We start from the raw sequence: 20,637 nt of genomic DNA on the forward strand, positions 1-20,637 counted from the left end.
TGACGGGTGGGGCCGGGCCAAGCCCCGCCCCACCCGTCAGGCCACGAGAGACGCCCCCGGCTTGCGCGGGGGGCGTGGAGCTTGGCCAAGTGATGCGCATTATGGCGCGGCGCGCATGCGGTGCGCCGCGTGTCACGAGTATTTATGGCAAGATGAAGCGGTTAGCGGTTCATCGCCCGGCTGAGGATGATGACCGGCAGGATGCCGACCGCGACGATCATGAGCGCGGCGGTCGACGCCTCTTCCAGCCGCGAATCGCTGGCCAGCCGGAACACGCGAATGGCCAGCGTGTCGAAATTGAACGGGCGCACGATGAGCGTGGCGGGCAGTTCTTTCATGACATCGGCAAAGACGAAGATTGCGGCGGTCAGCATGCCCCGGCGCAAAAGCGGGATATGCACACGGGTCAGCAAGCCAAATGGCCCCAGCCCCAGATTGCGCGCCGCGTCATCCATGCTGCGGGGGATGCGGGTAAAGGCAGCTTCGGTGGTTTTAAGCGCCACAGCCAAATACCGCACGACATAGGCGAACATCAGCGCGATGATGGTGCCGGTCAACAAAAGCCCGGTCGAGATGCCGAATGTTGCACGCATAAAGCTGTCGAGCGCGTTGTCGAACGCGGCCATGGGGATCAGAATGCCGACCGCGATCACCGCACCCGGCAGCGCATAGCCCAAGCTGGCCGCTTGCGTAGCCACCGACACGAGCGGGCCGCCTTGCAGGCGTTTGGCATAGGCCAGCAGAAGCGCCACCGCGACAAGCAGCACGGCCGCGCCGCCCGCCATGGTCAGGCTGTTGAAGATGAATTCGTAAAAGCGCACCCCCCAAAGTGGGTCGCCCGCGATATAGGCAAGGCGCGCCAATTCGCCCGCCGGGAAGACAAACCCAAGGGCCAAAGGCACCGCACAGACCAGCATCGCGACCATCCCCGGCCCCGCCGTCAGCCGTTTGCGCACAAGCTGCGCCGACCGCCCGCCGCTGTCAGAGGCGAAAAATCGTTTTCCGCGCGCCAGCTTCTCAGCATAAAACAGGGCGACCACAAGGAACAAAAGCAGCGCCGCAAGCTGGGCTGCCGCCACCGGCGCGCCGCGCGCGAACCATGTGCGGAAAATGCCCGTGGTCAGGGTTTGCACCCCCAGATGCAGCACTGCGCCATATTCGGCCAGCGTTTCCATTGCGACAAAGGCCGCGCCGGCTGCAATCGCGGGCCATGCCATGGGCAGCGCCACACGGAAAAACGCCGATACACGGCTATGGCCCAATGTGCGCGCAGCTTCCATAAGGTGTTGTGACTGCCCCATAAAGGCCGCGCGGGCCAGCAGGTAGACATAGGGGTATAGCACCAGCGCCAGCACGAAAATCGCACCGGGAACCGACGCGATTTGCGGAAACCAATAGCCCTGACCGCTCCATCCGAACAGATCGCGCAGCCCCGACTGGATCGGCCCCCAATAGCTTAGCCGGTCGTAATAGACATAGGCGATCACATATCCCGGCATGGCCAAGGGCAGCATCAGTGCCCATTCGAAAATGCGCCTGCCCGGAAAATCATAGGCGGCCACCAGCCAGCCCGTTGCGACCCCGATCAACGTGGCAAGGCTGACAACCCCCAGAACCATAATTACAGAGTTCTGGATATACAGCGGCAGCACCGTGTCGATCAGCTGCGCCCAGACATCTTCGGCGGGCACGAACACCCGGCTGACGACGCTGGCAATGGGCATCAGGATGATTGCGGCGACAATCAGCGCCAGCACCGCCCAAAGCGAATAGCGCGGGCGCGACTTGGCAAATCTGGGAATTGGCTGGTCCGTCATGGCGGTTGATTACCGGGTTTGGCGGAGCAGGAAAAGCAAATATCGGAAAGTGCGAGAATAATAACCGATTATTATTGTCAACTTTGCCCTCTCGCGTTATGTCAGGACCAAGCCGGGGAGCAGACCCGGCCCGAACAGCCAACCCAGTGGGGCGCGCAGCCCTGCCCAGGCAGGCGGAAAGCTGTAACATGAAGGAGAGATCCATGCTTCGCTTTGCAACCGTGTCCGTGATGGCACTGGCAACCGCACTTCCCGCTTTCGCGCAAGAAATCAACCTCTATTCCGGGCGTCATTACGACACCGACCTTGTTATTTACGAACGGTTCACCGAGGAAACCGGTATCAAGGTCAATGTGCTGGATGGCTCTGGCGATGAGCTTCAGGCCCGCATCGAGGCCGAGGGCGCCAACTCCCCCGCTGACCTGTTCTGGACCGTCGATGGTGGCCGCCTGCACCGCGCCGTCGAAGCGGGCATTTTCCAGCCGGTCGAAAGCGACGTGCTGAACGCGCGTATCCCCGCCGATCTGCGCCACCCCGATGGCCTGCACTTCAGCCTGACCAGCCGCGCACGCGTGATCTATTACAACGCCGAAGCCGGGATGCCCGAAGGTGTCACCACCTACGAAGACCTCGCGCGCGACGATCTGGGCCTGTCGGTCTGCATCCGCACCTCGTCGAACATCTACAACGTCTCGCTGATGGCAGAGATGGTGCATGTTCACGGCGAGGAAGACGCACAGTCTTGGGCCGAGGGCCTGAAGGGCAACCTTGCACGTGAACCCCAGGGCGGCGATACCGACCAGATCCGCGCACTGGCGGCTGGCGAATGCGACCTGGCCGTGGCGAATACCTATTACTGGGGTCGCCTGCAAACCTCGTCCAATCCGGCCGACCGCGAAGTCGCTTCCAAAGTTCTGCCGATCTTCCCCAACCAGGATGATCGCGGCACGCATGTGAACGTGTCCGGCATCGGTGTTGTGGCAAATGCCCCGAACGCGGAAAACGCCGTCAAGTTCATCGAATTCCTGACCTCGCCCTTCGTCCAAAGCATTCTGGCCGATTCGAACAACGAATACCCAGTGGTCGAAGATACGGTCATTTCCGGTCCGATGCGTGACTGGGCCGATTTCAAGCGCAGCGACACCAATATCGCAGATTACGGCACCAATCAGGCCGCAGCGATTGCTGTCTGGGACCGCGCCGCGTTCCCCTGATCCGGCCTTTGGGCTGATATGCGAAGGGCCGGTCACGCGACCGGCCCTTTTGCTTTATTCGGGCGCGATGGCCAGAACGATCTTGCCAATATGTTCGGAGCTTTCCATCCGAGCATGGGCGCTTGCCGCATCGGCCAGTGCGAATTCACTGTCCATGACCGGGGCCAGCCGCCCGGCGGCGATCAACGGCCAGACCTTGGCTTCCAGATCGGCTGCAATCGCCGCCTTGGCCGCATCCGATTGCGGGCGCAGTGTAGACCCGGTAATGGTCAAGCGCCGCACCATCAGGGGCGCGAAATTCACCGCTACCTTGGGGCCTTGCAGAAAGGCGATTTGCACCAAGCGCCCATCCTCGGCCAAGGCTTTCAGGTTGCGCGGCAGGTAGTCGCCGCCCACCATGTCCAGAATCAGGTTTGCCCCGCCCTCGCCCTTCAACACCGACACGAAATCCTCGTCGCGGTAGTTGATCGCGCGTTCGGCCCCAAGCCGGGTGCAGGCGTCGCATTTCTGGGCCGACCCCGCAGTGGCAAAAACCCGCGCGCCAAAAGCATGGGCAAGCTGAATCGCCGTCGTGCCGATGCCGGACGACCCGCCATGCACCAAGAACCGCTCGCCCGCCTGCAAACCGCCCCGCATGAAGACATTGGACCAGACAGTGAAACAGGTTTCGGGCAAACACGCGGCCTCGCGCAGGCTCATGCCATCCGGCACCGGCAGAACCTGCCCGGCATCGGTCGCGGCATGTTCGGCGTACGACCCGCCGGGAAACAGCGCACAGACCCGGTCGCCCACTTTCCAGCGCGCGACGCCCGCGCCCACGGCGGCAATGGTGCCGGCCCCTTCCAGCCCCGGCAGGTCGCTGGCACCGGGGGGCGGGTCATAGGCGCCCGCGCGCTGCAAGGCGTCGGGGCGGTTCACACCGGCATAAGCCACGCGCACCACCACCTGCCCCGCGCCGGGCACCGGCACCGGGCGCTCGACCGCGCGCAGCACCTCCGGCCCGCCGGGCTTCGCGATCTCGACCGCGCGCATTGTATGTGGCAGATCCATCCCTGCACTCCTCCCGTTTCATCCTTGCAAAAATATCCTGGGGTGAATGGTCCCGCAGGGACCAGAGGGGCAAAGCCCCTTAAACCCCGGCTGCCACTTCGCGCAGCGCCTTGACAGTCTCTCCTCCCGACAGCGCATAATCCCAATACAGATCGCGCGCGCGCAACCCCATCCGGGGCGCGCCCATGGCGCGGTCCTTGTAGCGCGCAACAGGCATGACCTTGGCGATATTTCCGGTCACGAAAATCTCGTCCGCCGTGTCGAAATCCTCCAGCGTCAGGCTGGTCTCAACCACCTCTACCCCGTCGGCGCGCAGCAGGCCGATGACCCGCTGACGGGTAATTCCGTTCAGGAACATGCCATTGGGCACCGGCGTGAAGACAACGCCATCGCGGACCATGAACACATTGGTCGATGCGGTTTCGGCGACGAACCCCTCCACGTCCAGCGACAGCGCGTTGGAAAAGCCGCGCTTGCGGGCATCGGCCATGATGCGGGCATTGTTGGCGTAAAGCGCACCCGCCTTGGCCTCTGTCACCGCCATATCGGGGCGTGGGCGGCAGAACGGCGAGACGGTCAGCGAAAAGCCCCCGACACTCGGCATGTCCAACGCTTCGATGCAGATTGAGAACCCGGTATTCTCTGGCACCACGTCGATAATGCCGGGCGCGGAATCGCGCGACCACATCATCGGGCGCAGATACAGCGCGCGGTCTGCGCCAAAGCGCGCGCAGCCTTCCTCCATCAGGCCCTGCACGGTTTCGGCATCAACCGGCGGGATCATCCCCATTGCTTCGGCAGAGCGGATGATGCGCGCAGAATGCAGGTCCAGATCGGGGCGCGCGCCATCGAACTGGCGCGCACCGTCAAACACCGTGCTGCCCAGCCATGCGGCATGGTCCGCTGCCGTAATGATCGGCGCGGCCCCTTCATGCCAAGTGCCTTCATACCAAGTAAGAATCTCCTTGCCGACTGCCATCGCGCCTGTCCCGTCTTGTTTTTCGGATCAGCGCAACTTGCGGCTTGGGCTGGCCCGCGTCAACCCTGCCGCGTGCGCGGCATATAGCCCGGCAGATCGGGGCGCACGCGGCTGCTGGGCGCCTTGATGCAGGCAAGCGCCGCACTTGGCCCGGCAAAGAGTGTGCTCAGAACCGGGTTCTTGCGCAGCGCAGATTTCACCCGCTCGACCTGCATCACCCCGTCGATGCGGCGGTCAAGAAACTCCCATGTGGCTTGCGCATTCGGGCTGTCATCGCCCAGCCAGAACAGCACCGTCGCGGAATAGACCCCGGCCAGCGTTGCACGCTTGGTATACCAGTTGTAATCGGTGGCCGTGTCACCCAATGCGGTCCAAATCGTATCTGCCGTGCCCCAGATTGCGCGCGCGCCATCGGCGGCATAGAGCGGCAGCGCGAACAGCGTCGTGCCGCGGCGCACCAATTCGCGGTCCTCGGCCGCTTCCAGACGCAACCGCACCGCCAGCGCGATGCGCTCGCGGATACGCAAATGCGACAGGTCGTGATCGGCCAGCGCGCGCAGCATCAACGCATCGCCCCGCGCGTGATAGGCCAGCGCCATATCGACACCGCCCCGCGGAAAGACCGCCTTGGCGGCGGCCATATCCACCCCGCAATCGGCGGCAGCGGCACGCAGGGCGGCATCTCCCCAGCCGTCGAACGGCACATGGATCAGCGCGGCATCTAGCAATTTCTCGGTCAGATCACTCATGGAACACCCTCTATCTGGTCATACGGCTGGACATAGCGCCAAGGCTCTGCTATGCGACCGCTTCCTGCGATTTATGCAACTTTAACTTGGAAAGGTGGTGAAAACCACATGCAGGTATCGGTTCGTGACAACAATGTCGATCAGGCCCTTCGTGCGCTGAAGAAGAAACTCCAGCGTGAAGGTGTGTTTCGCGAAATGAAGCTCAAGCAGCATTTCGAGAAACCGTCCGAGAAAAAAGCCCGTGAAAAGGCTGAAGCGATTCGCCGTGCGCGCAAACTGGCGCGTAAAAAGGCGCAGCGCGAGAACGGACTCTGAGCTTCGGCAGAACCGAAGCAGGGCTTGGCCCTTGCACATAAAAGCAAACCCCCGAAGGCCCAGCCTGCGGGGGTTTTTTGATGTCAGTCAGCGCGGCGCGCAACATGCACCGCACAGAGCGCGCGGCCCACGATCTTGGCAGCGGTAGAGCCAAGCATCAGCCTATGCGTGCCGGGCCGGTGCGAGGCAATGACGATGCAATCAACCCCGTTTTCTTGCGCGTAATCCAGCACCTCATGCGCTGGATCGCCCTCGACCACAACAGCGTGGCCATCCTCGAAGCCTGCCGCCAAGCCGCCCAGATCGGCCGTGATCGCCCTGTGCATATCCTCGCGCCAATTCTCTGGCAGGTAGTCCAAGGTGAATAGCGGCGCGGGTTCCATCACATGAATCAGCGTGACCTTCGCCCCCGGCGCGGCCAATGCGCGCGCAACCTGCAACGAGCGCGCGGCGTCATGTTCGCCCTCATAGGCAACGGTAACAAGTAGATGGGAATACATGCGGCCTCCTGTCTGGTTTGGCGCAGCCACTAAACCAAGACGACCAGCAGAAAGAAACCCAAAATGCAAAACGCCCGGACAATCGGTCCGGGCGTTTGCGGTAGCACGTGTAAGGCGCTTAACGCTTCGAGAACTGGAAGCTGCGGCGGGCTTTCGCGCGGCCGAATTTCTTGCGTTCCACCACGCGGCTGTCGCGGGTCAGGAAACCAGCGGCTTTCAGCGCCGGGCGCAGGGTCGGATCGTAAAGCTGCAACGCTTTGGAAATGCCGTGCTTGACAGCGCCAGCCTGACCGGACAGGCCGCCACCGGCGACCGTTGCGATCACGTCAAACTGGTCGACAACACCAGCCACCTGGAAGGGCTGACGCAGGATCATCTGCAACACCGGGCGTGCGAAATACTTGGTGTAGTCGATGAACTGGCCCTTGTTGTCACGCACCAGCATCTTGCCGGAACCCGGCTTGATCCAGACGCGGGCAACCGCATCCTTGCGCTTGCCGGTGGCGTAGGACCGGCCCAGCTCGTCGCGGACGGGTTCGCGGGCGGGTGCCGCTTCGGCAACCGGGGTGACGACCGATTTCAGATCGTCCAGCGTTTTCAGATCGTCGCTCATGGTCATGCGCTCCGCGTGTTCTTGGTGTTCATGGATTTGACATCCAGAACTTCGGGTTGCTGGGCTTCATGCGGATGCTCGGTGCCGGCATAGACGCGCAGATGGGTCATCTGCTGGCGCGACAGCGGACCACCGGGCAGCATGCGTTTGACCGCCTGCATCAGCACGCGCTCTGGAAAGCGACCTTCCAGAATCTGGCCCGTGGTGCGCGACTTGATCCCACCGGGATGGCCGGTGTGCCAGTAGTTCGGCTTGGTGCGCTTGTTGCCCGTGATCTGCACCTTCTCGGCGTTAATCACGATGACATTGTCGCCCATATCCATATGCGGGGTGAAGGACGGTTTGTGCTTGCCGCGCAAGCGCATGGCGATGATCGAGGCAAGACGGCCCAGCACGACGCCTTCGGCATCGATGATGATCCATTTCTTCTCGATATCCGCCGGTGTGGCAGAGAAGGTTTTCATGACGAGACCCTTGAGAGAGAACATTTCAGCCCCCATCCGGGGCGCTGCGGGTGTTCTACGCATATTCGCGCGGCGGTCAAGGGGTGCACGCCTTCATTTTATAATCAAAATCAATGGCTTACAATTTAGGTATTATATTACCCCAAAATTTCCGCATCTGGCGCAGCCCATTTGATCCGGCCATGGTCGAATCCGTAGCGAATGGTGGGTTTGACGATCTCAAAATAAGGCGACAGGTCGAAATCGCGCGGCACGAACAGCGAATGGTGACGAATGTGAAAAATCTCGCGCCGGGAATAGTCGGACCCATGTGCGCGCGAGCGGCGAATCTCGGGCAAGATCGGGTAGCGCACCGATTGAAACGCCTGCGCGATCAGCGATGAACAGATTGCGCGCGTCGGATCGCCAGAGCCAAGCGCCAGCATCCGGCGGCGAAAGCGGATCGGAACGGGCGGCGTGGGGAACAGGTAGCGCGCCAGATCAATAATGTTGCGCAGGTCATATTCATACCCGATCCGGTCGAGCATAAAGCGCGCCACCGCGTCGCGCTCTGCTTCCGACAACCCCACGGCGCGGCAGATGCGGATATTGGAACGGGCGTATTTCGACAAGGGCACAGCATGAACGCCGTTTTGCAGCGTCACCTCGATCAGCATATGCGGCCCCTGCCCCGGCAGCATGTCGCCCACATAAAGCGCGGCATGGGACCATGTGCTTTGCGTCAGATACTTGATCGCGGTCGAAATCTTGGCCCGCCCCTCGACCAGCAGCACATCGCCCCGGCGCAAGGTGCGGATCAGCATGTCCGGGTCAAGCGCCGCGCGCGGTTCAAATTGCGCCCGGTCGCGTTCCAGCCAGCGGCCAAGCGCCTGCCCAATGCGGTCACGGATAGAGATTGCGCCACTCATACCAGCCTCTTCCTGTCGCCGCGGGCCTGCGCCGCGCGCCTATTTCAAGCGCGGCGGCGCGTTCGGGTCCAGCCCCGGCGCTTTCATCTCGACCGGTTTGGCGGGTTGCGGCAGATCGAAGCGCAGCCCGACCCGCGCCAGTTCCGCCGCACGGCCATCATCGGCGGACACAAAGGTCACGTCCAACTGGCCCGCTTCCACCCCGGAAAACCCGAGCGCGCCTTGCACAGCCTGCGCCAGCACGTTTTCAGCACCCGTGGCCGCATCGACAAAGGCTAGCATGTAGCCCTTCTGCCCGCTCTCATATTCCGTGCCAACCAGATAAGCGAGCGCGGCCAGCCCCTCCATCCGCGCCAAACGGGCATCGAGCGCTGTCAAAACCATTTCCGGCAACCCGCGCGGGGGGTGAAAGGCGGTGACACGGTTTTCCAACTCTTCCGGGCGCTCTGACAAGGTCTCTGCCAGCCATGCCAATATTTCGGGCGGGAACACCCGCGCCGAAGGGGCCACGCCCAAGTTCAACCCCAGCCCCATGTTGCTTTCCGCCAGCATCTCGACCACCACGCGGCCCGGCAGCGCCGCATAGGGCGCGGGCAAGCCGGTGAATTCGGTCAAGCGGTCCTCGCGGTCAAAGGCCAGCACGATGGGGCCATCTTCCAGATCGAACACCTTGGGGTCCAGCTTGTCACCCGCCGCCTCGCGTTCCAGCAGCAAGAACAACTCGCCCTCTGTCAGGCGCGCATAGTAGCGCAGCCGGGTCGGGATGTCGTCGGGCGCGGCCTCTGTCGCGGCAAAGGCCAGATCTAGCGGTGTTTCGGTCATAAAGGCCCCCGTGGCATATGGTGCCATGGCTAGAAGGCGCGCGCCCGAATGGCAAGGTGCCCGAACGCCCCGCCGTGCGAATTGCATTCTTGCGCGATCCGGCATATTGCACATGTGAACAACTTTGCAGGCCCCAACATGCTGACGCGCGGCCATTCCGCCAAACCCCTGACCGGCATTGCGTTGAATGTATCGGCGCTGTTCGTGCTGGTCTGCATGGCCGCCTGCGTCAAAGCCGCAACCGCAGAGGTGCCGACCGGGCAGGCCGTGTTCGCGCGCGCGGCATTCTCGCTGCCGCTGATCCTGGGCTGGATCGCCGCGCAAGGGCCATTGTCGGACGGGCTGCGCATGGCGCGCCCCCGCCTGCACCTGCTGCGCGGCGCGCTGGGAACGGTGGCCCTGTCGCTGAACTTTCTGGCGCTCTCGCTGCTGCCTTTGCCCGAAGTGACCACCATCGGTTTCGCCGCGCCCATGGTCACGCTGGTCTTTGCCGTGGTCATTCTGCGCGAACAGGTCCGCCTGCTGCGTTGGGGCGCGGTCATCATCGGCTTTGCGGGCGTGATGATCGTGGTCTGGCCACGGCTGGGCTTGGGGGATGGGGCCGACAGCCTTGCCCGCATCGGCGCGCTGGCAGCCCTTGGGTCGGCCACCGCGGCGGCTTTGGTCAAGATCTTGCTGCGCCGCATGGTCGAGCGCGAAAGCACACCCGCCATCGTGTTCTATTTCGCGCTGACCGCCAGCCTGATGGGGCTTTTGACCGCACCCTTCGGCTGGGTTTGGCCCACGCGCGATGTGGCGCTGTTGCTGGTCGCCTCTGGCCTGCTTGGCGGCATCGGCCAGTTGATGATGACCGCCAGTTACCGCTATGCCGACGCCTCGGCTCTGGCCCCCTTCTGGTATGCGCAACTTCTGTTCGCAACAGTGCTGGGTTTTTTGCTGTTCGACGAGGTGCCCACCGCGCAGATGCTGATCGGCGCCGGGCTGGTCATCGGGGCGGGCCTGCTGATCGCATGGCGCGAATCGCGGCTGGGCAAACAGGCGCGGCGGCGCGAAACGCCGCTTTAGGGCCACGGGCGCAAATAAGGGCCATTTGCCAGCCCGCGCGACGGTTGCACGATGTTGTTCCGCCGGGGCAGGCATAGTCGAAACACCCGTTTTCCCATCCGCCTGACCGGAAAAAAATCCGCCGTGCAGGGCGGCGGCGCGCGCGCGCGTCATCCCTTGCGCGGTGCGGGCTATCGGCCTAGCTGCCCACCAATACCCCATGGCCCGGAGGCTTTGACATGCTGCGCAAGACCGCTCTTACCCTGACGCTAACCGCCCTGCCCACGCTGGCGACCGCCGCGCCCGAGGGCTGGCAGCCCCTGCTGTCCCCGTCCGATCTGTCGGCAATGCTGGAACGCGGCGAGGATATCCATATCATCCGCGTCACCGGCGATTTCGAAGCCGGTCACATCCCCGGCGCCGTGTTTTCACCCTATGACGCATGGCGCGCAGGCCCGACCAATCCCGGCGCGCTGAAACCCGAACTGGAATACGAGGCAGAGGCCGTGCGCATCGGCGTGCGCGAGGACCGCCCCACCGTGATCGTGCACAATGGCGATTCACCATCCGACATGGGTGCCGCCGCCCGCGTATACTGGACGTTGAAATCCTTGGGCGTGCAGGATCTGGCGCTGTTGAATGGCGGCTATCAGGCTTGGGCCGCCGCTGACCTGCCCACCGCCACAGGAGAGGTCACGCCGACCGAATCCGACTTCTACGCCGAATGGCGCGACGATTGGTATATTCCGACCGACGAAGTGGTGGAACTGGTCGAAAGCGGCGATGCCCGCTTGCTGGACAGCCGCCCCGAAGGCTTCTTCGAGGGCATTGCATGGTCCATCGCCCGCCCCGGCACCATCCGCAGCGCCGAGAACCTTCAATACACCCAGTTTTTTGAGGATGGATTGCTGGTCGGGCCGGAGCGCGCGCGCGAAATCGCCGTTGCGCAGGGGCTGCAAGACTCGGCCACGACCGTGTCTTTTTGCAATACCGGGCATTGGGCTGCGCTGAACTGGTTCGCGCTGAGCGAATTGGCCAAAGTGCCCAATACGCGCCTTTATGCCGAAAGCATGGCCGAATACTCGATCCACGGCCACGCGCTGGATAACGAACCGGGGCGCGTTGCCTATCTGTGGCACGCGACCAAGCGCTGGGTGGACGGTCTGTTCTGACCTGTTTCAACTTGTTATGACAACGCGACGTCCCCGGCCTGCCCAAGCTAGTGCCGGGGCATAGTCTGAAAGGCTGCCCCATGTTCTTGCGCCGCGCATTCGTGATCGCCCTGATCCTGTTCGCCCCGCTTTTTGGTTTGGTCATGGCCGGTCCCCGCGCGGGCTTGCTGATCGCCATTGGTATTGGCTTTGGGCTGGTGCTGGAGGGGCTGCGCTTCGGCTTTGCCGGGCCGTGGCGGATGATCGTCGCAGAGCGCGACGGGCGCGGGCTGTTGGCGCAGTTCTTGGCGATAGGGCTGGTGGCATCGGTCGCCTTTCCGCTGCTGGCCGCACATGGGGGCGAATTGTCGCCCGCCCATGCGCCGATTGGCCTTGGCATGGTCCTGGGCGCTTTCGTTTTTGGCGCGGCGATGCAACTGGTCATGGGTTGCGGGTCGGGCACGCTGGTCAATGCCGGATCGGGCAATCTGGTGGGGCTGATCGCGCTGCTGGGCTTTATCGGCGGCAGCTTTGCGGGCAGCTTGCATCTGGGCTGGTGGACGGGGCTTGCCAGCCTGCCGGTATTGTCCTTGCAAGGGCTGTTCGGGGCAAATGGCGGGCTGGTGGTCACGTTAGCAGGGCTGGCGGCGCTGGCCGCGCTGGTCATCTGGCGCGCAGCACCCGGCAAACGCCTGCCGCCGGTGCGGCTGTGGTGGGCGGCGGCGCTGATCGCGGCGCTGGCACTGGCCAATCTGGTCGTTGCGGGCCAGCCTTGGGGCATTGTCTACGGGCTGGGCCTGTGGGGTGCCAAGATCGCGCAAGCGGGTGGCGCGGATCTGGCCGCGAGCGGATTCTGGGCCAATCCCGGCAATGCCGAGCGGTTGAACGCGTCGCTCCTGACCGATGTTACCTCGCTGACCAGTATCGGGCTGGTGCTGGGGGCTTTCGCGGTGATGCGCCTGCGCGCCAATCCCGGCGCGCCCGCACAAGCGCTGACCGCGCGCTCTTATGTGCTGGTGCTTTTGGCCGGATTGGTGCTGGGCTATTCTGCGCGCATGGCCTTCGGCTGCAATGTCGGCGCATTTTTCAGCGGCATCTCGACCGGGTCACTGCATGGTTGGGTGTGGCTGGCCGCGGCCTTTGCCGGGTCGACCTTGGGGCTAAAGCTGCGCCCCGTCATCCTGCGCCCCGCCGCACAGCCGAAAGGAGCTTTCGCATGACCCTGTCCACCCTGCCCCGCCAGATCGTGGGCCTTGGCGCCGTGGCGCTGGTTGGGCTGATCCTTGCGCTTGATCTGGCCGCCACAGGCACGCCCGATCTGTTCGATGCGCCATCCGCGCTGGCGCTCGGCTCTGGGCAAGCGCCGAGCGGCGCGCATTGCACCGCGCAATAGACGCTTACGGCAGCATCAGACCAAGATGCGTGACACCGGTGGCCGCGCAGACCGCGGCCCGGATCACTCCAGCACTTCGTCCGGGTCAACCCCCCATAGCGCAGAGACCGGCAACCAACCGCGCAATGCGCCGATGTCCAGCTCGCACCAGCCCGCGTTGCAGCTTTGCAAGGTGCCGATCACACCGCGTTCCACCAGCGCCAAGTCACGAGCTTCCGGGTCAGGGCGCTGGCGCAGCGGAACCATGTCCGCCTGCACAAGCGCCGTGCGCACCCCCGACAACAGGGTCGAGTGAATCCACCCGCCCTGCCCGTCCATGTCTTCGATGCGGCGCCAATGCTCGAACTCTGCCGTTACCCGCAAGGGCATATCGCGGCGTTTATAGACCCAATCTATCCGATGCGACAAATCCGGCCCGCGCCGGGCGTTCGCCTCATTCGCCTTCAGTGAAACAAATCGCGGCAAGGGCAGGTTCGTGACCGGCCCGCGTTGCTGTGACGCTGCATCCAGCGGGCCGCTTGCAGCCACCAATGCCGCCACCAAAACCGCGGCGATCCGGCTGAACGTTACTGTCATACGCTGCTGTCCCGGCCCATTCGCGCCGGTTCCCCTGCAATTTTTGATACCTGCTCGTGGCCCGCACCCGCCGGAATGCAAAAGCCGGTCTTGTCGCGCGGGTTTATAACGGGCAGTTTGCCACAAGGAACCCGATACGCAAGAGATGAGCCGCCAACATGCCGAAATCCCGCCTGAGTGTTGTCGTTACGCGACGCTTGCCCGACGCGGTCGAAACCCGTTTGTCGGAATTGTTCGATCTGCGCCTGAACGAAACGGATACGCCGATGGACCGCGCCGCGCTGATTGCGGCGATCCGGGACTGCGATGTTCTGGTGCCAACCCTGACCGACAGTATCGACACGGCTTTGCTGGGTCAGGCCGGCGAACGCCTGAAGCTGATCGCCAATTACGGCGCGGGGGTAGACCATATCGACGTGGCGACCGCGCGGCAGCGCGGAATTCTGGTGTCGAACACGCCCGGTGTGGTGACAGAGGACACCGCCGACATGACCATGGCCCTTATGCTGGCGGTGACGCGCAACATCCCCGCCGGTTTGGCGCAGATGCAGGCGGGCGACTGGGCAGGCTGGTCGCCCATGGCCAATCTTGGCACGCGAATCGGCGGCAAGCGGCTGGGCATTCTGGGTATGGGCCGGATCGGTCAGGCGGTGGCACGCCGGGCGCAGGCCTTTGGTATGCAGATCCATTATCACAACCGTCGCCGCCTGCGCCCGGATGTGGAAGGCCCGCTGGAGGCCACTTGGTGGGAAAGCCTTGACCAGATGGTGGCGCGGATGGACATTATTTCGGTCAATTGTCCGCATACCCCGGCCACGTTCCACTTGCTGAATGCGCGGCGTCTGAAATTGCTGAAACCATCGGCCATCGTCATCAATACCTCGCGCGGCGAGGTGATTGACGAGAACGCGCTGACCCGCGGCTTGCGGGCCGGAGAGATTGCCGGGGCCGGACTGGACGTGTTCGAACGCGGGCGGCAGTTGAACCCGCGGCTGCGCGAATTGCCCAATGTCGTTCTGTTGCCGCATATGGGGTCGGCCACGCGCGAAGGGCGGGCCGAAATGGGCGAGAAGGTCATCATCAACATCAAGACCTTTGCAGATGGCCACCGCCCGCCCGATCTGGTCCTGCCATCCATGCTGTAGCGCGCGAAGGCATCGGCCCCATGCCGCGCGACCCTTTCGGATGGCATGGCAGACAGATGCCAGCCGGGGGCAGTTTGCCAAGATGCCGGTCATATCAGCGATAGCCGTTCAACCGGTACCGGGTCGGGATAGGGCCTGTAAAGCCCTGCTTCCGCCCGTTCAATCATGCCATGCATCTGGGTATATGCCTGCACGGCATCGTGCTCGCCCTGCGCCAGATGGGCAAAAGCGCGGTCCATCTGGGCCATATCCTCGAATTCAACCACCAGCAGAAAATCCCCGAAGCCGGGCCCGGCCAGCCGCAATTTGCGGCGCGACAAGTGCCATCCGGCGACCTTGCCCGCTGCCTGCAACATCCCGAACCAAAGGGCGACAGCCCGCGCGAAGGCCAGTTCATTGGCGTTCGGTTTAAGGTCGATCATGCAATGATATGTGGTCATCCTGCCCTGCCTATCGGGAAGCCAAGGCAAAACCATAGGGCAGGAAGCTGAAGAAACGCTTAACCCCGCAGCCGCAGGCTAACCAGCCAAAGCCCGGCCAACCCGAAGGACAAAACGGCGTTCCAGCTTGCCATGGACAGGCCCAGCATCTCCCATGGCACTTCGTCGCAGCGCACCACGGGGGCGGACATGATCTGGTCCAGCAGCTCTTGCCCGCTCAGCCCGGACAGATCACCGCCGGAGGTGCAGCTTGCCGGCCCTTCCCACCAGTCGCGCTCGACCCCGGTATGGTAAACACCAATCGCACCCGAGGCCCCGGCCCCAAGCGCCCCAAGCAGCGCCCATGGCCCGGCCCACACCAACCCTGCGCCAGCCAGCAGCGCCACCAGATGGGGCCAGCGCTGCAAGATGCACAGCGCACAAGGCGCCATGCCGCCCAGATATTGAAAGGCCAAGGCGCCCAGCAACAGCCCGGCGGACCCGGCCAGCGCCAACAGTTGAACCTGTCGGGAACGTGTCACAGGAACCTCACCATGTAGAACCCGCCGATCAGCAACACCATGAAGACAATGAACACAAGGCCCAGCCGCTTCTCTATGAAATCACGTATTGGTGCGCCAAATTTCCAGAGCAGCGCCGCGACAATGAAAAACCGCGCCGCGCGCGCGACGATTGAAGCGACAATGAACACCGGCAACGACAGCGCGGTTGCCCCAGACAGAATGGTTATGACCTTGTAAGGGAACGGGGTGATGCCCGCGACCAAGACCGCCCAAGCGCCCCATTCTGCATAGCGAATGGAAAATTCGGCGAAATAGGCGTCTTTGCCGTAAAATTCCAGCACAGGGCGGCCGATCAGCTCGAACGCGGCCGCGCCGATCCAGTAGCCCAGCAAGCCCCCGGCAACCGACGCGACCGTTGCAATCGCCGCGATCAGAAAGGCGCGCGATGGGCGCGCGATAATCATCGGGATCATCAGCGCATCGGGCGGGATGGGAAAGACCGAAGATTCGATGAAAGCAACGAATGCCAAGACCCAGAGCGCATGCTTGTGGCTGGCCATGGACATAGTCCAGTCGTAAAGTGATCTCAACATGTTAGGCGTCCATCTTCAACTTGATTGAAATACGTTGTCATCCGGGGTGGCGCCCCGGTTACGATGCTGGCAAGCGCAAACCCATCTGTTGCAATCCCCAGCGCACCATCTGTGCCAACACCTGATCGGACGCGGCATTGAACCCGTTCACCAGCGACAGGGTTTCGGTGTCCTCGACCGGAACGCTGGCAGAAAAAACGCGCCGCGCCATGACGCGCGCATCGCTTTCGCGCACCATCCGGGCGGTCAGGCGCAGGCGGATCAGGGCGCTGTCGTCGTCCAGTTCGGCCTGAAAATCTGTGATCTCGCTAATTAGCGCAAAATCGCCCACACTGCCCAAGGGTCGGCGACCGACATAGGCCAGCGCGCCGGTATCCTCGAACGCGCGCAGGGCCATGGTCTGCCACATTGCGGGCAGTTCCGACGCCCAACGACCATCTGGCAGGTAAAGCGATTGCACCGGGTTGGGTTTGACCAAAATGCGGTCCGTGTCGAGCGCGCCAGAGGTGGTCGGCGGCTCTATGCTGAGCGCGCGATCAAGGTTGCGGCTGGATTGCGGAATATCGACGGGCGCGCGCAACTCATACGCATCAAGCGGTGTTGCGGCCTTGTTAAGCGCCGACACAGCCCCACAGCCAGTAAGCGCCATTAGTCCTACAAAAACAAAGGCTAATCTCGCATTCTTCATCTTCTGAACTCCGGTGTCTGGCTGTTTAGCAGCAAGCGCGCAGGATCTTTGTCCAGCTTGCGCGCCAGCCCGTCCAGATTTGCGATCAGCCCGCGCGCTTCGCGGGCCAGTTGGGTGATGTTGGGCAGGCCCGCGGCGGTGAAATCGCGCACCGGACCGGCGCTCTCGCGCACCACCACGCCCAGATCGTCGAAGGTGCGTGCGGCACTGGCGGCGGTGGCGCGTAGATCCGCAGTCACCGCGGGAATATCGGCAGAGACCGCATCCACCGCCGTGCCCAGCCGGTCCAGCACATCGCGCAGGTCTGTGGTGATGGCGGCGACATCCTCGTTGATGACCCGATCCGCGCCGACAAAGGCACGCTCGGCGGCATCCAGCGCGCCCTCGCCCGAGTCCAGCGCGCGGTTGATCGCGGCCAGCGTGGTGTTGGCGTTGCCGAAGGTTTCGGTCACCTGATCCAGCGTTTGCAAGCCCGAGGTGCTAAGCGCGTCGATATTGCCCGAGACGTTGCTCAGATCCGTGCCCACGGTATCGACAACCTGACGCACTTCGGCCGTTGCCGCGCGAATATCGGCCATGATGACGGGCAGATCAGTTTCGGCCACCTGCGCCACGCTGTCGATAGCGCTGGTCGCGCGCCCGACCATTACACGGGCCTCGGATACCAGCAGCGTGCCATCGCCGCTAACCAAGGTTTCAACGGTGTTTGACATGTCCTCGACCGCCCGAAAGGTGGATTCGGCGCGCAGCAAAAGCGGCTCCAGCCGCGCCAAGGCCGGGTCCAGCGCTTCCATCCGTTCGGTGGCCGCTGCCCCGGTGCGCGACAGGTCTTCGAACATCATTGTCGCGCCCGCACTGGCTGTTTCCAACTCTGTACGCAGCGCGGTTGCATCGGCGCGCAGTTGCGCAACCATATCGGTCAGGTCGCGGGCCACGAATGTATCAACCGATTGCAACGTTTTCGTGCCCGCCTCAAAGGCGATCCACGCATTCGTGGCCGCCAGCGCGCCTTCATCCACGGCGAATTGCAGGCTTTCAAGCGTTGCTTCGCCCTGAAGCAGGATCGGTTCCAGATTATCCGCGAATTCGGCAAAGGTCTGTGTGGCGGCTTCGATGGTGTCGGTAAACCCTGCGAAACTGTCCAAGGCGCGCGAAATCTCGCCCGAGGATTGTTCAAGATTGTTCAGGATATTGTCGACCTTGGCGCGGTTGTCTTCGCCCATAAGGTCATTGACCTGTTCCAAGACCCTAAGGGTTTCCCCCAAGATACGCGGCGCGCCTTCGGTCAATGACTGGATGGTGGAACGCCCCGGCTGCAATTCGGGCACGTCCTCGCGGTTGTTGACAAGCGCTGCGTCCGGGCTGCCCGCCGAAAGCGCGATAAAGGCCACGCCGGTAATGCCAGAACTGTCCACGGTGGCCACACTATCGGCCCGCACCGGGGTGTCGCGCTCCACTTCAAGCGATACCAACACGGTGCCATCCTGTTCGGGCGAGAGGCGAATATCGGTCACGCGCCCAACCGGCAGGCCCGCGAATGTAACATCCGCCGCCGAAGACAGGCCCGAGACAGAGTCGAATCGCACATTGTAATAGGCGTATTGCTGGTCAAACTGGACCTTGCCGAATGCAAGGAAAAAGCCCAGAACGCCAAAGAACCCCAAGAGCGCAAACACCCCGACCAGAACGTAATTTGCTTTTGTTTCCATGGGTTAAATGACCTTATTCTTGGTGGCGATCGCTGCGCGCGCCCGCGGTCCGTGGAAATATTCATGCACCCATGGGTGGTCGACCTTCAGCATATCTTCCATCGTGCCTGTATACTTCACCCGCTTGTCCGCCAAAACCGCAATCCGGTCGCAGCAGGCATGAAGGCTGTCCAGATCATGCGTGACCATGAACACCGTCAGCCCCATGGCGCGGCTTAATCCGCGGATCAGCTCGTCAAAAGCCGCCGCGCCAATTGGGTCCAGCCCTGCCGTGGGTTCGTCCAGAAACACGATTTCGGGGTCCAGCGCCAGCGCGCGCGCAAGGCCCGCGCGTTTGCGCATCCCGCCCGACAGTTCCGAGGGGTAATTGTCGCCCGCCTTGTAGGGCAGCCCTGACATGGCAATTTTCAGATCGGCCAAGTCCCGGCGCAGACCCGCATCCAGCCCGTCGATGGTGCGCAACGGCACTTCGACATTCTCGCGCACAGTCAGGCTGGAAAACAGCGCCCCATCCTGAAACATCACGCCCATGCGCTGGTCAATCTCGCGCCGCTCGGATTCGGAACATGCCAACGCGTCCTGTCCGAAAATCTGGATGCGGCCCGCCTGCGGCGGACGCAGCCCCGCAATACAGCGCAACAGCACAGATTTGCCGGTGCCAGAGCCGCCGACCACGCCCAGCACCTCTCCGCGATAAACGTCCAGATCAAGGTTTTCATGCACAACATGCTGCCCGAAGACATTGCTGATGCCGCGCAGTTTTATGACCGGCTCGCGCTGCATCAGATATCCATCATGGCAAAGAAGATCGAGAACAACGCATCGGCCACGATCACCGCGAAGATCGCGCGCACCACGGCGCTGGAGGTCTGCGCGCCAAGGCTTTCGGCATTGCCACCGACCTGCATACCTGCATGACAGCCGATCACCCCGATAATCAGCGCGAAAACCGGCGCTTTCACAAAGCCCACCAGCACATGATTCGCGCCGGTTTCAGCCAGCAGGCGCGACAGAAACACCCCTGGGGACACCCCCAGTTCGATCCATGCCATCAACGCGCCGCCGAACAGCCCCATAAGGTTGGCGACCGCGCCCAATATGGGCAGCGTAATCAACAACGCCAGAATGCGCGGCACGAACAGCACCAGTGCGGGATCAATGGCCAATGTGCGCATGGCGTCGATCTCTTCGCGCATCTTCATGGACCCGATGGCAGCGGTAAAGCTAGACGCGGTGCGCCCCGCCACGATGATCGCGGTCAGCAGAATGCCAAGCTCGCGCAGGATGGAAATGGCGATCAGGTCGACCACGAATATCTCTGCCCCGAACTGGCGCAGTTGCACCGCACCCTGAAAGGCCAGCACGACCCCGATCAGGAAGGACATCAGCGACACGATGGGCACCGCGCGCCAGCCCACCTGATCGGCGTGATGGACCAGCGCGGTCATGGGCAATTGTGCGGGGTGGCGCATGATCCACCCCAGCCGCACCAGAAACAGGCCCAGCATGCCGGTAATTTCCCGCAAGAAGCCCCCGGCGCGCGCGACATTGCGGCCAAGCCGCTCCAGCAACTGCAAAGGCGACCAAGTTTGCGGGGTTTTGGCAGGTGGTTCGGGCAAGGATGCCGCCACGCGTTCCAAAAGCGCCGCATGGTCAGATTGTGCGCCTGTCAGGGTCAGCCTGTCGGCATGACGCAGCAGCAGATAGGCGCCTGCCGTGTCCAGCCGCGTCAGGCCCGACAGGTCAAGTTCGCCCGCCGCGCGGGGCAATTCTTCGGCCAGCGCAGAAACGTGGCGCACCGTCAGCGCCCCCGACAGCCGCCACGCTTGCCCGGCCCCGTCCAAAAGGGCGGGTTGCGGCACAGCAGGTGTTAAAGGCGCGGCAGGTGCGGTCAAAACGGGCTCTCCGGCAGGGTCCGAGTCGCTCTTATAGCTTGGCACGTCTGCACCCACCATGGCCCCGCG

Annotated in this window: 24 protein-coding genes; 7 read left to right on the forward strand and 17 right to left on the reverse strand. The window is 63.1% G+C overall.

Features of this window, described 5'->3' with window-relative positions:
* Positions 1 to 161 precede the first annotated feature (161 nt).
* Complete coding sequence (locus AWT76_RS09395; protein WP_072246122.1) at positions 162 to 1,817, reverse strand: ABC transporter permease; 1,656 nt, start codon at positions 1,815 to 1,817, stop codon at positions 162 to 164.
* A 203-nt stretch (positions 1,818 to 2,020) separates the two neighbouring features.
* Here AWT76_RS09395 and AWT76_RS09400 point away from each other — a divergent pair, with 203 nt between their 5' ends.
* The gene (locus AWT76_RS09400) at positions 2,021 to 3,031 is read left to right on the forward strand and encodes an extracellular solute-binding protein (RefSeq protein ID WP_072246123.1); all 1,011 of its coding nucleotides are present in this window, start codon (positions 2,021 to 2,023) and stop codon (positions 3,029 to 3,031) included.
* Positions 3,032 to 3,085: 54 nt separating this feature from the next.
* On the opposite strand, the gene AWT76_RS09405 is transcribed toward AWT76_RS09400, so the two are convergent.
* The 3 genes from AWT76_RS09405 to AWT76_RS09415 form a co-directional block, all read right to left on the reverse strand.
* The gene (locus tag AWT76_RS09405; RefSeq protein WP_072246124.1) at positions 3,086 to 4,081 is read right to left on the reverse strand and encodes an NAD(P)H-quinone oxidoreductase; all 996 of its coding nucleotides are present in this window, start codon (positions 4,079 to 4,081) and stop codon (positions 3,086 to 3,088) included.
* 79 nt (positions 4,082 to 4,160) lie between these two features.
* Positions 4,161 to 5,060 (reverse strand): branched-chain amino acid aminotransferase, encoded by a 900-nt coding sequence (locus tag AWT76_RS09410; RefSeq protein WP_072246125.1) that lies wholly within the window; start codon positions 5,058 to 5,060, stop codon positions 4,161 to 4,163.
* A gap of 59 nt (positions 5,061 to 5,119) precedes the next feature.
* On the reverse strand, positions 5,120 to 5,809 hold the full coding sequence (locus AWT76_RS09415; RefSeq protein WP_072246126.1) for a COQ9 family protein: 690 nt from the start codon (positions 5,807 to 5,809) through the stop codon (positions 5,120 to 5,122).
* 108 nt (positions 5,810 to 5,917) lie between these two features.
* Between AWT76_RS09415 and rpsU the strand changes: the two genes are divergently transcribed.
* Positions 5,918 to 6,124, forward strand: a complete 207-nt coding sequence (rpsU, locus tag AWT76_RS09420) for a 30S ribosomal protein S21 (RefSeq protein ID WP_071470372.1) — start codon at positions 5,918 to 5,920, stop codon at positions 6,122 to 6,124.
* A gap of 83 nt (positions 6,125 to 6,207) precedes the next feature.
* Here rpsU and AWT76_RS09425 read toward each other — a convergent pair whose 3' ends face one another.
* The 5 genes from AWT76_RS09425 to AWT76_RS09445 form a co-directional block, all read right to left on the reverse strand.
* Positions 6,208 to 6,624 (reverse strand): universal stress protein, encoded by a 417-nt coding sequence (locus AWT76_RS09425; protein WP_072246127.1) that lies wholly within the window; start codon positions 6,622 to 6,624, stop codon positions 6,208 to 6,210.
* A 118-nt stretch (positions 6,625 to 6,742) separates the two neighbouring features.
* Positions 6,743 to 7,237, reverse strand: a complete 495-nt coding sequence (gene rpsI, locus AWT76_RS09430) for a 30S ribosomal protein S9 (RefSeq protein ID WP_072246128.1) — start codon at positions 7,235 to 7,237, stop codon at positions 6,743 to 6,745.
* Positions 7,238 to 7,239: 2 nt separating this feature from the next.
* On the reverse strand, positions 7,240 to 7,701 hold the full coding sequence (gene rplM / locus AWT76_RS09435; RefSeq protein ID WP_072246129.1) for a 50S ribosomal protein L13: 462 nt from the start codon (positions 7,699 to 7,701) through the stop codon (positions 7,240 to 7,242).
* Between the two features lie 137 nt (positions 7,702 to 7,838).
* Positions 7,839 to 8,609, reverse strand: a complete 771-nt coding sequence (locus tag AWT76_RS09440; RefSeq protein ID WP_072246130.1) for a YiiX/YebB-like N1pC/P60 family cysteine hydrolase — start codon at positions 8,607 to 8,609, stop codon at positions 7,839 to 7,841.
* 39 nt (positions 8,610 to 8,648) lie between these two features.
* Entirely contained in the window at positions 8,649 to 9,431 is a 783-nt protein-coding gene (locus AWT76_RS09445) for a hypothetical protein (RefSeq protein ID WP_072247618.1), read from the reverse strand.
* A gap of 138 nt (positions 9,432 to 9,569) precedes the next feature.
* Here AWT76_RS09445 and AWT76_RS09450 point away from each other — a divergent pair, with 138 nt between their 5' ends.
* The 4 genes from AWT76_RS09450 (at position 9,570) to AWT76_RS16980 (ending at position 13,019) form a co-directional block, all read left to right on the forward strand.
* Entirely contained in the window at positions 9,570 to 10,496 is a 927-nt protein-coding gene (locus AWT76_RS09450) for a DMT family transporter (protein WP_072247619.1), read from the forward strand.
* Positions 10,497 to 10,714: 218 nt separating this feature from the next.
* A complete protein-coding gene (locus tag AWT76_RS09455) occupies positions 10,715 to 11,647 on the forward strand; it encodes a sulfurtransferase (RefSeq protein WP_072246131.1) in 933 nt (310 codons plus the stop codon).
* An 80-nt stretch (positions 11,648 to 11,727) separates the two neighbouring features.
* On the forward strand, positions 11,728 to 12,846 hold the full coding sequence (locus AWT76_RS09460) for a YeeE/YedE thiosulfate transporter family protein (protein WP_072246132.1): 1,119 nt from the start codon (positions 11,728 to 11,730) through the stop codon (positions 12,844 to 12,846).
* The gene (locus AWT76_RS16980) at positions 12,843 to 13,019 is read left to right on the forward strand and encodes a hypothetical protein (protein ID WP_176699326.1); all 177 of its coding nucleotides are present in this window, start codon (positions 12,843 to 12,845) and stop codon (positions 13,017 to 13,019) included. Before AWT76_RS09460 ends, AWT76_RS16980 begins: the two co-directional genes overlap by 4 nt.
* Positions 13,020 to 13,082: 63 nt before the next feature.
* On the opposite strand, the gene AWT76_RS09465 is transcribed toward AWT76_RS16980, so the two are convergent.
* Positions 13,083 to 13,595, reverse strand: coding sequence for an SH3 domain-containing protein (locus tag AWT76_RS09465; RefSeq protein WP_072246133.1), 513 nt, complete (start codon positions 13,593 to 13,595; stop codon positions 13,083 to 13,085).
* A gap of 158 nt (positions 13,596 to 13,753) precedes the next feature.
* On the opposite strand from AWT76_RS09465, the gene AWT76_RS09470 reads away from it, so the two are divergent.
* Positions 13,754 to 14,740, forward strand: coding sequence for a 2-hydroxyacid dehydrogenase (locus AWT76_RS09470; protein ID WP_072246134.1), 987 nt, complete (start codon positions 13,754 to 13,756; stop codon positions 14,738 to 14,740).
* An 89-nt stretch (positions 14,741 to 14,829) separates the two neighbouring features.
* Here AWT76_RS09470 and AWT76_RS09475 read toward each other — a convergent pair whose 3' ends face one another.
* Genes AWT76_RS09475 through AWT76_RS09505 form a run of 7 tightly spaced genes read right to left on the reverse strand, consistent with a single transcriptional unit; the run spans position 14,830 to position 20,628 of the window.
* A complete protein-coding gene (locus AWT76_RS09475) occupies positions 14,830 to 15,180 on the reverse strand; it encodes a DUF6614 family protein (RefSeq protein ID WP_072246135.1) in 351 nt (116 codons plus the stop codon).
* Positions 15,181 to 15,239: 59 nt separating this feature from the next.
* Entirely contained in the window at positions 15,240 to 15,701 is a 462-nt protein-coding gene (locus AWT76_RS09480) for a disulfide bond formation protein B (protein WP_072246136.1), read from the reverse strand.
* Positions 15,698 to 16,276 (reverse strand): YqaA family protein, encoded by a 579-nt coding sequence (locus AWT76_RS09485; RefSeq protein WP_072246137.1) that lies wholly within the window; start codon positions 16,274 to 16,276, stop codon positions 15,698 to 15,700. The genes AWT76_RS09480 and AWT76_RS09485 overlap by 4 nt, the downstream gene beginning before the upstream one ends.
* Before the next feature lie 58 nt (positions 16,277 to 16,334).
* Positions 16,335 to 16,901 (reverse strand): ABC-type transport auxiliary lipoprotein family protein, encoded by a 567-nt coding sequence (locus AWT76_RS09490; protein WP_176699376.1) that lies wholly within the window; start codon positions 16,899 to 16,901, stop codon positions 16,335 to 16,337.
* A 59-nt stretch (positions 16,902 to 16,960) separates the two neighbouring features.
* A complete protein-coding gene (locus AWT76_RS09495) occupies positions 16,961 to 18,673 on the reverse strand; it encodes an MlaD family protein (RefSeq protein WP_072246139.1) in 1,713 nt (570 codons plus the stop codon).
* A gap of 3 nt (positions 18,674 to 18,676) precedes the next feature.
* Positions 18,677 to 19,456 carry an ABC transporter ATP-binding protein gene (locus AWT76_RS09500; protein ID WP_072246140.1) on the reverse strand — a complete coding sequence of 260 codons (780 nt, stop codon included), beginning with the start codon at positions 19,454 to 19,456 and terminating at the stop codon, positions 18,677 to 18,679.
* Positions 19,456 to 20,628 carry an ABC transporter permease gene (locus AWT76_RS09505; RefSeq protein WP_082700159.1) on the reverse strand — a complete coding sequence of 391 codons (1,173 nt, stop codon included), beginning with the start codon at positions 20,626 to 20,628 and terminating at the stop codon, positions 19,456 to 19,458. The genes AWT76_RS09500 and AWT76_RS09505 overlap by 1 nt, the downstream gene beginning before the upstream one ends.
* Between the last annotated feature and the right edge of the window lie 9 nt (positions 20,629 to 20,637).

The sequence above is a fragment of the Roseibaca calidilacus genome (assembly GCF_001517585.1).
Lineage (GTDB): Bacteria > Pseudomonadota > Alphaproteobacteria > Rhodobacterales > Rhodobacteraceae > Roseinatronobacter > Roseinatronobacter calidilacus.